Here is a 10,970-nt window from a genome sequence, read left to right on the forward strand (position 1 = left end):
GCCATCCGAAGCGGGGATGGATCGTGCTCGTGTGCAGGTCGGAAAGCGCGTGGGCGAACCGTTCCCAGAAGGCCTCACTGCGGGGTATCGGCTGCAGAAGCGACAACACGAGCAACTCGTGGTTCGCCACGATCACGTCAGGTGTCGCCAGCCCGCCGAGTTCCCGCAAGGCCGCCAGCCCCTCGGCCTCCGCGACGAAGGCGTCACTGTCCGGTGCGTCGGCGAAGGATTTGACGAAGACCGGCGATGCGTGCTCGCGGCGGGCTATCCCGGCAAGCGCGGCAAACCCGTCGCTTTCGGGAACGACGGTGACGACGTCGCGGATCCCCGGCCGGGACAATCGCTCCGCCAAAGGAACTGTCAGGGACATCGGCAGTAGTCTCCTCCCGTCGGTGCAACCTTGCACCCTGGACATTGGCAACGGCTGTGCGAGAGAGGCTGCCAGGTGGAGCGGTGCTGGGCCTGACCTATCGCGAATGCCGCACCTGGGTTGACCGCCTCCCGCGAACTCGGGAAGCGAAGCAGGCGCAGGGCAGCATCCGGGGCCGCGGCCTGGGCGTGTATCGCGCGCGGCCGCCGCTTGCGGTACTGCTCTATCTCGCGGACCGGGAGGGGCGGTTGGTCGGCGGCTCGGCGGACGCGTTCGCCGTCATCGAGCCTCCGATCGCCCGGCTCGCCGACTGGAACACAGCGATGCGGCGTCTGGACGGACGCGTACGTTGGCTCGGCCGGCTCGTCCGGGCCTGGCAGTACATCCTGCCGTACGCCCCGGCGGTGATCGCCATGCTCGTCGCGGTCCCTCTCGCCCTCATCTCCCGGGACGGCGCCCTCGTCGCGGTCGTGCTCGTTCTGGCAGGTGTGGGTCTCGCGCTCGCCGACATGATCGTCGGGGTCGGCCGGCTCACCTGGTCGCTTCTGCGTTCGGGGAGCGCGGGCGTGTCCGACGGTGAGATCTTCGGCGGCGAGCTGCGCGGGCATCACTGGACCATCACCTTCTGTCACGCACCCGATCGTGACGACGCCGATCGGCTCTGCGCGGAAGCCTTCCGGCGCGCTTCGGCGTTGACGGATGCCTGCCTCCCCGACGATCCGGCGTTCGGCTCGGGGTATGTCGGTGTGCAAGCCGGGAGCGTCACCGATCAGGGAGTCCGCAACCTGCTCGGCTCCCTCACCTCCGTTGAGCCGGTACCGCGTACGGACTGGTTCGTGATCGGCGCCGGAAAGAAGTTCACCCAACCCGATCATGATGCCGTACGCCCGTTGGGCGGAGTCCGGCTCATGCTCTTCGCCACGCTGGCCGCCGTGGCGGCGTCGGCCCAGTTCGTCGCCTTCTCGGAGCGGCAAGCGTGCCCGGCCGGCGACTGCGGGTCGCGGCCGGTCAGCTATCCGCAGGCGCTGGTCTGGATCGTCGGGCACCTGTTCTTCCCCTTTCCGGGACCGGTGACGGGGGAGTCGCAGGTGCTTGGCGTGCTGGTCCCGGTCGTCGCGCTGGTGATGGTGGCGTGCATCGTCCTGGTGCTGAGCCAGCGCATCCGATATCGGCGGGCCCGGAGGGACCTCATGTACCAGGCGATCGAGCGCATGACGGCGGTGCCGACCGTCGCCATCGTCGTCGTCAGCGGCACCGAGTGTGAGGCCGTGCAGGACGCGTTCGCCGCGCGCTCGCCCGGTTTGGTGCCGGTGCCCGGCAAGGCCGGATCGAAGGCGGTGACCCGGCTCGGGACGCTGGGCGGGGCGAACATCGTCCTGGCGCAGAGTGAGCAGGGCACGGTCGGCGCCGGGTCGATGCCGTGGACCGTCGACAATGTGATCAGGCACCTTGACCCGATGTTCGTGGTGCTCACCGGGGTCTGTTACGGACTGAACGCCCGTGACCTCGACGGTGGCGACCAGGAGATCGGTGACGTCGTCGTCTGCACCCAACTGCGGGCGGTGGAGCACCGCAAGGTGACCACGCGCGCCGACGGCTCCCGCTACGAGATCACCCGGGGCCCGAGCCCGGAGACGGCGCCCGGCCTCCTCAGTCATGCTCGCGTCCTCGGGCGAGCCCGGACGCCGGCGGTTCACTTCGGCCCCGTGCTCTCGCTCAACACGCTCGTCAACAACGCGGACGAACGAGCCAGACTGCGTGCTCTCGGCGAGGAGGCGGTCGCGGGCGAGATGGAGGCGGCCGGCCTGTACGCGGCCGCCGCGCAGGCCAAGCGCGACTGGATCCTGGTGAAGGGCATCTCCGACTGGGGCAGCGAAAAGACCGACGACCACCAGGCCTTGGCCGCCCGCAACGCCGCCGATTTCGTCATCGACCTGATAGCCCAGATCGAGCCGGGCACCGCCAGGTGACCGGGCCCTGCGCGCCGTCCCTAGGCGGCCGTGACGCCGGCCTCGGTGACCGGGGGCTCGCCCGTCAGCAACCGCACCGACTCCTGCAGCGGCTCCGCAGGCAGCGGCGCCGCGCCCGCGCCCGCTATCGGGCGGGGGCGGCGCGGCTGCACCCGGCCGGAGCTGCCGCCGCGGCCGGGGTAGATCAGCAGGCCGTTCACCGGGTCGGGGACGGCGTCGAGGGCGGCCCGGACCACCGGCAGGTCGCGGAACGTCGTCCACCGTGTCTCGGCGCGGAAGGCGATCTCGAACAGGACGCCCCAGGAGTGGCGGTGCCACTCCCACTCGTAGGCGCCGTGCGAGATCGCGGCCTCGACGATCGCGTTGGCGTGCGTGTCCTGCCAGCTCGCCGCGGACGCGAGCGGGCCGTCAAAGACCTCGATCGACCACCAGTGGAGCTCCATGGTGGTGCGATCGTACGCCCGTTCAGGGCTTGCGCGCGACGGCTCCATATGCCTCGATGGGCTCGACGTCGTCGTCGCCGGCGCGCCAGGCGCTGATCTGCACCAGGCCCGGTTCGATGATGTCGAGGCCCTCGAACACCGTGGTCAGCTCTTCGGGGCTGCGCAAAATGTACGGAACGCCGCCGCTCTGGACCAGCTTCGCGGCGCCCTCGACCACGGCCGGCGTCGTGTTCGTGCCGTCCCAGAACACCAGGTAGCTGCCCGAGGGGACGCGGGCCATGACCCGGCCGACCAGGCTGCGGACGATGCCGAGGTCGGGCTCGTAGCCCATGACCCCCATATACATCACCACGACGGGCTGGGTGAAGTCGAGCGCCTCCTCGGCCTCCTGCAGGATCTTGTCGGGGTCGTGGTAGTCGGCGTGCACGTACGTGGTGACGCCCTCGGCCGTGGTGCCGCTGAGCAGGGCACGCGCGTACGCCAGGACGAGCGGGTCGTTGTCGACGTAGACGATCCGGGAGTCGGCGTTGATGCTCTGCGCCACCTCATGCGTGTTCTGCATGGTGGGCAGGCCGGTGCCGATGTCGAGGAACTGGCGCACGCCGCCGTCGCTCGCCAGGTGCGACACGACGCGGATCAGGAAGCGGCGGGACTGCACGGCCATCCGGACGATCTCCGGATACACCTCGGCGACGGCGTCACCGGCGGCGCGGTCGGCGGCGAAGTTGTCCTTGCCGCCCATCCAGTAGTTCCATATGCGCGCTGCGTGCGGCACATCGGGCTGAAGTTGTGCGGAGAGGGCCTCGTCCATGGGGAGTTTCTATGGCACCGGAACCGCAAAAGCAAGTGTCCTATGTAAACGAAACCCGGCCGAGGAAGGCGAGCAGCCGTTCACTCGGATCGGACACCGGCGGGGGACGCAGCGGCGGGGCGAACCGGCCGGGCCGATCCCACGGCCGCACCAGGAGAACGGACAGGTCAAGCAGCTCGTCGGCGAGCGAGGGCGGGATCGGGCGCGACACCCCGCACGCCTGGGCCACGTCCCAGCCGTGCACGGTGACTTCGATCGCACCCGCTCCGGCGACCAGCGGCGCGCTCAGGGGTGCCTGCTCGACGCGTACGGGGGAATTGCCGTTGATTGTCGTCCAGGCGCCGAGGAGGCGTACGGCCTGGTCTCGAACCTGCGTCAGCACCCCCTCGGCGTGCGGCGCGGGCGTGAGGGTGACCCGGCCGGTGGTAGCGGCCTCCTCCAGCGCCGCCAGCGAGTCGCCGAGGTGTTCGAGCAGGTCGCGCAAGGTCCAGCGGGAGCAGGGCGTGGGGTTCGCCAGCTGCCCCGGCGTCGCCAGGGCCAGGCTGCCGAGCGCGTACGCCACCGCACGCTCCAGCACCGTCACCCCGCCGACCAGCGCGTCCATCACGACACCGGAATCGATTCGGGCAACCCGAACGTGGCGAACAACCGCTCGTCGAAGAACGCGGTCACGTGGCTGACCCCCTCGGGCGTCAGTGTGAGGACGGGCATGTTGAACGGGCGGTACACGTCGCCGTAGCGCATGTAGAGGCCGAAGGCGTACTGGCCGTTCGCCCGGATCGGCAGCAGTTTCATGTCGCCGGGGCCCTCGGCGGGGCAGCGCGTGTCGATCAGCCGCACGATCGTCTCGGGACCCTGGTACCAGCCCTCGAACGGCGGCATCTCCCAGACCGCGTCCTTGGTGAAGAGCGAGATCATCGCGTTGATGTCCTTGGCCTCGAACGCGGTGACGAACCGGTCTAACATTTCCTTTTTGTCCGCTTCGTCAGGTTCGGACAGCTCATTGGCGTCCACCGTGGCCTGCTGGAGCTGCGCCCGGGCCCGCTGCAGGGCGCTGTTGACCGACGCCACGGTCATGTCGAGCATCTCGGCGACCTCGGCGGCCGGCCACTGCAGCACCTCACGCAGGATCAGCACGGCGCGCTGCCGGGCCGGCAGATATTGCATGGCGGCGACGACCGCGAGCCGGATGCTCTCCCGGCCGGTCACCACGGAGGCTGGATCATCGGCGAGCATCGTGTCCGGCATCGGCTCCAGCCAGGGCACCTCGCCGCGCGAGACCAGGTCGTCGGCCGGATCCGAGCTGGGCGCGCCCAGACCGATCGGCAGCGGACGGCGATCGCGCCCCTCGAGGGCGTTCAGGCAGGCGTTCGTCGCGATCTTGTGGAGCCACGTACGCATCGACGACCGCCCCTCGAAGCGGTCGTAGGAACGCCACGCGCGCACGTACGTCTCCTGCACCAGGTCCTCGGCGTCGTAGACCGAGCCCAGCATGCGATAGCAGTGGGCCAGCAGCTCACGCCGGTACGGGTCGGCCTGCGTCACGAAGTCGGTGTCCATCGAAGTGCCTCCTCAACACGAGTACTGACCGTCGCCGCCGCGGAAAGTCATCGCCGATCCGCAGATGATTCCGAGAAATTTCCCGGGTCTGTCTGGGCGAAGCCTAAAACAGCTGGAAGGGACCACGGCGATGACGAAAGACCGTAGGAGTGCGGCGCTGCTCGTGCTCTGCGCCGGAATGCTCATGATCATCCTGGACGTCACGATCGTGAACGTCGCCCTGCCGTCCATCCAGCGCGACCTGGGCTTCAGCCAGTCCGGGCTGGCGTGGGTGGTCAATGCCTATCTGATCCCGTTCGGCAGCCTGCTGCTGCTCGCCGGCCGGATCGGTGACCTGGTGTCGCGCCGCGGCATGTTCGTCGGCGGCCTGATCCTGTTCACCGCCGCGTCGATCGTCTGCGGCCTGGCGACGAGCCAGCAGATGCTGATCGCCGCCCGGTTCCTGCAGGGCATCGGCGGCGCGATGACCTCGGCCGTGGTGCTCGGCATGATCGTCACGATGTTCCCGGAGGCCCGCGAGCAGGCCCGCGCGATCGGCGTCTACAGCTTCGTGGCCTCGGCGGGCGGCGCGGTCGGCCTGCTGCTCGGCGGCGTGCTGACCGAGGCGATCAGCTGGCACTGGATCTTCTTCGTGAACCTGCCGGTCGGCATCGCCACGGCCGTCGCCGCGCTGCGACTGCTGCCCGCGGACAAGGGCGCGGGCCTGCGCCAGGGTGCCGACGTCGCCGGCGGGCTGTTGATCACTTCGTCGCTGGTGGTGGCCGTTTATACGGTGGTGGCCGGGGGCGCCGCCGTACGCACGCTCGGCCTGGCGATTCTGGCGGTCGCACTGCTGGCGGCCTTCGTGGTCCGCGAGGCCACTGCGGCCACCCCGCTCATCCCGTTGCGGATCTTCCGGTCCCGTACGCTCACCGGGGCGAACGTGGCGCAGTTATTGAGCGCGGCCGGCATGTTCGGGATGTTCTTCGTCGGCGTGCTGTACGCCCAGCACGTGCTCGGCTACGACGCGCTGCGGATCGGCCTGGCGTTCCTGCCGGTCACCGTCTTCATGGGCGGCCTGTCGCTGCGGTACTCGGAGCGCCTGATCAGCCGGTACGGCGCCCGCACGACGGTGGTCACCGGGCTGGCGCTGGTCGCGGCCGGGCTCTTCTGGTTCGCGCGGGTGCCGGTCGACGGCCGGTATCTGACCGACGTGCTGCCGTCGATGGTGGTGCTCGGGATCGGGGCCGGGATGGCGTTCCCCGCGCTGGCGGCGCTCGGCATGGCGGACGCGACCCCGCAGGACGCCGGGCTGGCGTCCGGGGTCTTCAACACCACCGCCGAGGTGGGGTCGGCGCTGGGGCTCGCGGTCCTGGCGACGCTTTCCGCCGGCCGGTACGCGGGGCTGCGGAGCACCGGCGTACCGGAGATGACCGCCCAGACCGGTGGATACCGCCTGGCGTTCGTGGCGGCGGGGTTGCTGGTGGTGGCCGCGCTGATCGTGACCGTCGTGGTGGTCAGGGTGCGGACTTCCCCCGAGGCAACGGAGCTTGGCGAGAGCACGCTCACCGCCGCCGCCCGGTCCTGATAGAGCAGCGCGTCCAGCGACTCGTGCCGCGGCGAGCGCATCCGCATCGCCATGTGGCCGGTCATCAGCAACGCGGCACAGACCGCCACCGCGGTACCGGCGGACGCGGTGCGGACCGCGCGGTTCTTCGTCCGGCGGAACCGGTGCAGCGCGACGAGCTGCAGCACCAGCACGACCGCCCCGAAGCCCAGGGTGGTCAGGTGGGCCTGGCCCGGATCGGGGATCCGCATCCCGGTCGCCGCGACGGCGGCCACCGAGGTGTGCTGGGTGAGCTCGACGTCATGGGCCTGCCAGGACAGGACCGCCACCGCACAAACCGTGGTACCGGCCGCCGCCGCGGCCCGCCGTAAACCGTTCACCCGTCAAACATCCGCCGTTAAGATCGACTCGGCACTCCTTTTGACAGCTCTTGAACGAAGACCGAGCTTGTTTTGACGTTCCTTTGACGGGCCGCTGCTACTCCTTCAATTCGGCGATCTTTGTCACTTGGGGAAACCGACTACGATCAAACGTCGTGCTCTCCTGCAAGAGATGACACCGACCAAGGGGTGCCGTGCCGAAGAAGTCTCGCGTCAAACGTCCGCGCTCGCCGTTATGGGCGCGCCTGTCCCTCACCTTCGGGGTGGTGCTGGCCCTGCTGGGCGGCGGCACCGCGGTCGCGGCCACCGTGGCGATCGGGCAGGCCACCAAGGCGGTGCCGAAGTCGAACCTGCTGGGCGCGGCCCAGGGCACCGCCAAGCGTAAACACGCCGAGGTCAAGGGCGCGAAGAACATTCTGCTGGTCGGCCTGGACACCCGGCCGAGCTGGACCGCGTCCGAGCCGAGCCGGTCCGACTCGATCATTCTGCTGCACATTCCGGCCGACCACTCGACCGCGTTCCTGATCTCCTTCCCCCGGGACAGCTACGTGTCGATCCCGGCCTACAACAACGGCGCGGTCCCGTACGCGGGCGGGAAAAACAAGATCAATTCCGCGTTCGCGTTCGGCAGCCGGGGGCTCACCGGCGACGCGGCCGAGCAGCACGGCTTCGAGTTGCTCGCGCTGACGATCAAGAAGCTGTCCGGCATCACCCCGGACGCCGCCGCGATCGTCGACTTCTCCGGGTTCACCCAGGTGCTGCAGGTGCTCGGCAAGGTCTGCATGTACGTGGACGAGGACGTCACGTCCATCCACGTCGGCCACAAGAAGGACGGCACCCAGGCGGTGCCGTACACGACGGACGCGGCCGGTCTGCACCCGCGCAAGGTGCCCGGCGTGACGGCGAACTTCTACAAAACGGGCAACCACTGCTTCACGCCGACCGAGGCGCTCGACTACGCACGGCAGCGCGACCTGCTGTCCAAGGGCGACTCCGACTACGGCCGGCAGCGGCACCAGCAGCAGCTGCTCAAGGCGATCCTGGAGCAGACCGTGAAGGCGGGGCTGAACTCGCCGACGAAGCTGCCGAAGCTGCTCAGCGCGATCGGCAAGGCCATGAAGGTCGACGACGGCGGGATCGCGCTGGAGGACTGGGCGTTCGCGCTGAAGGGCATCAACCCGGCCGACCTGGTGACGCTGAAGACGAATAATGGCACGTTCCACAGCGAGTCGGTGCCCGGCATCGGCAGTGTGGAGACATTGGACGACAACACGCGAAAGATGCTGGCCGCGGCCAAGACCGACACCCTGGCGACGTACGTGACGGAGAATCCGACATCGATCGCCGCTTCGTAAGGTGAACAAATCCGTCTCTCCGCTTTCCCTCCCGCCCATCGACGAGAAACATTGCCGTGATGCGGGGGTAACTGTCGGTACATGAGACGGGAGGCAACGATGCCTGGAAACCGCGCGGTCGTCTACGAAGGAACCGGCCGAGTCGAAATTCACGACACCGACTATCCGACGTACGAGATGAAGGACGGGCCCGGCGTCCACAAGGCGAACGTCGGACGCAAGGTCCCGCACGGCGCGATCCTCAAGACCGTCGCGACAAACATCTGCGGCAGCGACCAGCACATGGTCCGGGGGCGGACGACCGCACCCCAGGGACTGGTGCTCGGCCACGAGATCACCGGTGAGGTCGTCGACGTCGGGCCGGACGTCGAGTTCATCCGCCCCGGCGACATCGCCTCGGTGCCGTTCAACATCTCCTGCGGCCGGTGCCGCAACTGCAAGGAACGCAAGACCGGCGTGTGCCTGAACGTCAACCCGGACCGGCCCGGCTCCGCGTACGGGTACGTGGACATGGGCGGCTGGGTCGGTGGCCAGGCCGAATACGTGCTGGTCCCGTACGCGGACTGGAATCTGCTGAAGTTCCCGGACCGGGACCAGGCGCTGGACAAGATGCTCGACCTGGCGATGCTGGCCGACATCTTCCCGACCGGCTACCACGGCTGTGTCAGCGCCGGGGTGACCAGCGGCTCCACGGTCTACATCGCGGGCGCCGGCCCGGTCGGCCTGGCGGCGGCCACCTCGGCGTGGCTGCTCGGCGCCGCGGTCGTCATCGTCGGCGACCTCAACGACGAACGGCTCGCGCAGGCCCGCAGCTTCGGCTGCGAGACGATCAACGTGGCGCAGGGCGACCCGGCGTCGCAGATCGAGCAGATCCTCGGCCCGGACACCCCGGCCATCGGGGAGCCGCTGGTCGACTGCGCGGTCGACGCGGTCGGGTTCGAGGCCCGCGGGCACGGCGCCGACTCGTCGACCGAGATGCCGGCCACGGTGCTCAACTCGCTCATGACGATCACCCGCGCCGGCGGCGCCATCGGCATTCCCGGCCTGTACGTCACCGGGGACCCGGGCGGCGTGGACGAGGCGGCCAAGGTCGGTTCGTTGTCGCTGCGGCTCGGGCTGGGCTGGGCGAAGTCGCACTCGTTCGTGACCGGCCAGTGCCCGGTGATGAAGTACAACCGGGAGCTGATGATGGCGATCCTGCACGACCGGGTGCAGATCGCGAAGAACGTGAACGCCACGCCGATCCCGCTGGACCAGGCCCCGCAGGGCTACCAGGAGTTCGACCAGGGCGCCGCGCGCAAGTACGTGCTTGATCCGCATGGCTCGATCCGCTGAGTTTGACCGCCCCTTCCCCCGGGTAGCTTCGCGTCGAGAGGCTCCCGGGGGAAGAGGCGCGGCAGTGGACTTGCTGGTGACGGTGCAGGAAAGGGGCCGGTTGCACGGTCCGAACGAGACCCGGCGGGCGGTCCGCGCCGTGCTCGCCGCGCTGTGCGACGTGTTGCCGCCACCGATCTTCCAGCGCCTGGCGGTGCACCTGCCGTCCCCGCTCCGCATGGGCCTGCGCGACTCGGGCGTGCCGGTGTCGGGCTGCCACGATTTCGTGTCCCGGATCGGCGACCGCCTGCTGGTGGACGACCCGAACGCGGCGTTCCTCGCCCGGATCATCCTGGAACAGCTGAACGCGGTACGGCACGGGCACACCCCGGCGCAGTTCGCCGACCTGGCCCCGGCCGACCTGCGCCCGCTGCTGCGGGCGTCGGCGCCGGCACACACCCCGGTGGTGCGGGCGGGCCGGCGGCGGCCGACGGACCTGCGGCACCGGCGGCAGGCGGTGCGCCGCTGATCAAAGGGCCGGGCCGGTGGCCGGGGCGGTCCCCGGCCACCGGCGGGTCTCAGCCCCTGGCGGCCAACGTGGCGTGGCTAACTGGTGCTGGCGCCCCGGACACGTAATGCCTCGTTAGGTGGACCGAATGTGGCCGACCGAGCCACATTCACACTGTTCAGGGCCCGATCGTGACGGTGACGGCTGTCAGCCGACGCACGTGTTGGGCCGTTTCAGCGTCCGATGCCCGCCGCAACGTCGTGCGGCCGCCTGACCCACGATCAACCTCGGTACCGCTGGCCCGACCGTCCACCCACCACAGATCGATCATGGCGGCAAGCGCGTCGACCGCGTGCTACCGATGCCCGTCCGGCAGAGGCGCCGTCCTCGGCTTTCGCACCACTACGGGCACGGCACGACGCTTCACCCTTGACATGACCAGTACGCCGACCACCGTTGCCCTCGGAAGCACGGAGAGGCGATTTACTCGTCTGCCGTGATCAGTGCGGCGAATCGCTCGGATAGCCCCGCGTGCAACGCATGGCGACAGGCGCGTCTAGCTCTAGCGAAAGTCCTGAACTGCCGGGGTGGACCGCACAGCTATTCCGCTGAAGGGGTGTTCGCCGTCGTCGATCGGACACGTTGGCGCACGGCGGTCCGCGGTCCTTTCGTCCAATATTCCGCAGCTTTAAGCGCTGATCCGGACAGGCGAA

11 protein-coding genes are annotated in these 10,970 nt (G+C 69.3%); 6 read left to right on the forward strand and 5 right to left on the reverse strand.

Translation table 11 applies throughout. From position 1 onward, the window contains the following. Positions 1 to 370: fructosamine kinase family protein (locus HH310_RS42770; protein WP_211193334.1), on the reverse strand; the 370-nt coding region annotated here is incomplete at its 3' end. Between the two features lie 83 nt (positions 371 to 453). Between HH310_RS42770 and HH310_RS42775 the strand changes: the two genes are divergently transcribed. After that, positions 454 to 2,340, forward strand: a complete 1,887-nt coding sequence (locus HH310_RS42775) for a hypothetical protein (RefSeq protein WP_169181512.1) — start codon at positions 454 to 456, stop codon at positions 2,338 to 2,340. A gap of 20 nt (positions 2,341 to 2,360) precedes the next feature. On the opposite strand, the gene HH310_RS42780 is transcribed toward HH310_RS42775, so the two are convergent. Genes HH310_RS42780 through HH310_RS42795 form a run of 4 tightly spaced genes read right to left on the reverse strand, consistent with a single transcriptional unit; the run spans position 2,361 to position 5,154 of the window. Beyond that, positions 2,361 to 2,783: a hypothetical protein gene (locus HH310_RS42780; protein WP_169181513.1), complete on the reverse strand. Its 423-nt coding sequence runs from the start codon at positions 2,781 to 2,783 to the stop codon at positions 2,361 to 2,363. Positions 2,784 to 2,805: 22 nt separating this feature from the next. After that, entirely contained in the window at positions 2,806 to 3,594 is a 789-nt protein-coding gene (locus HH310_RS42785; protein ID WP_169181514.1) for an SAM-dependent methyltransferase, read from the reverse strand. Between the two features lie 40 nt (positions 3,595 to 3,634). Continuing rightward, positions 3,635 to 4,198: a TIGR03086 family metal-binding protein gene (locus HH310_RS42790; RefSeq protein ID WP_169181515.1), complete on the reverse strand. Its 564-nt coding sequence runs from the start codon at positions 4,196 to 4,198 to the stop codon at positions 3,635 to 3,637. After that, on the reverse strand, positions 4,198 to 5,154 hold the full coding sequence (locus HH310_RS42795; RefSeq protein ID WP_169181516.1) for a sigma-70 family RNA polymerase sigma factor: 957 nt from the start codon (positions 5,152 to 5,154) through the stop codon (positions 4,198 to 4,200). Before HH310_RS42795 ends, HH310_RS42790 begins: the two co-directional genes overlap by 1 nt. 130 nt (positions 5,155 to 5,284) lie before the next feature. Here HH310_RS42795 and HH310_RS42800 point away from each other — a divergent pair, with 130 nt between their 5' ends. From HH310_RS42800 to HH310_RS42820, 5 genes are all read left to right on the forward strand, one after another. After that, a complete protein-coding gene (locus tag HH310_RS42800; protein ID WP_169181517.1) occupies positions 5,285 to 6,721 on the forward strand; it encodes an MFS transporter in 1,437 nt (478 codons plus the stop codon). A 143-nt stretch (positions 6,722 to 6,864) separates the two neighbouring features. Next, positions 6,865 to 7,071: a hypothetical protein gene (locus HH310_RS42805; RefSeq protein WP_169181518.1), complete on the forward strand. Its 207-nt coding sequence runs from the start codon at positions 6,865 to 6,867 to the stop codon at positions 7,069 to 7,071. Between the two features lie 203 nt (positions 7,072 to 7,274). Then, the gene (locus tag HH310_RS42810; protein WP_169181519.1) at positions 7,275 to 8,435 is read left to right on the forward strand and encodes an LCP family protein; all 1,161 of its coding nucleotides are present in this window, start codon (positions 7,275 to 7,277) and stop codon (positions 8,433 to 8,435) included. Positions 8,436 to 8,534: 99 nt separating this feature from the next. Continuing rightward, entirely contained in the window at positions 8,535 to 9,770 is a 1,236-nt protein-coding gene (gene fdhA / locus HH310_RS42815) for a formaldehyde dehydrogenase, glutathione-independent (protein WP_169181520.1), read from the forward strand. Between the two features lie 64 nt (positions 9,771 to 9,834). After that, positions 9,835 to 10,278 carry a DUF2267 domain-containing protein gene (locus tag HH310_RS42820; RefSeq protein WP_169181521.1) on the forward strand — a complete coding sequence of 148 codons (444 nt, stop codon included), beginning with the start codon at positions 9,835 to 9,837 and terminating at the stop codon, positions 10,276 to 10,278. Positions 10,279 to 10,970 lie beyond the last annotated feature (692 nt).

It is taken from the genome of Actinoplanes sp. TBRC 11911, from assembly GCF_012933445.1.
Lineage (GTDB): Bacteria > Actinomycetota > Actinomycetes > Mycobacteriales > Micromonosporaceae > Actinoplanes.

Bases quoted from the DNA above. Each gene is read 5' to 3' on its own strand.
- fdhA (WP_169181520.1), top strand. From the start codon at position 8,535: ATGCCTGGAAACCGCGCGGTCGTCTACGAAGGAACCGGCCGAGTCGAA.
- HH310_RS42795 (WP_169181516.1), bottom strand. From the start codon at position 5,154: ATGGACACCGACTTCGTGACGCAGGCCGACCCGTACCGGCGTGAGCTG.
- HH310_RS42800 (WP_169181517.1), top strand. From the start codon at position 5,285: ATGACGAAAGACCGTAGGAGTGCGGCGCTGCTCGTGCTCTGCGCCGGA.
- HH310_RS42780 (WP_169181513.1), bottom strand. From the start codon at position 2,783: ATGGAGCTCCACTGGTGGTCGATCGAGGTCTTTGACGGCCCGCTCGCG.
- HH310_RS42785 (WP_169181514.1), bottom strand. From the start codon at position 3,594: ATGGACGAGGCCCTCTCCGCACAACTTCAGCCCGATGTGCCGCACGCA.
- HH310_RS42790 (WP_169181515.1), bottom strand. From the start codon at position 4,198: ATGGACGCGCTGGTCGGCGGGGTGACGGTGCTGGAGCGTGCGGTGGCG.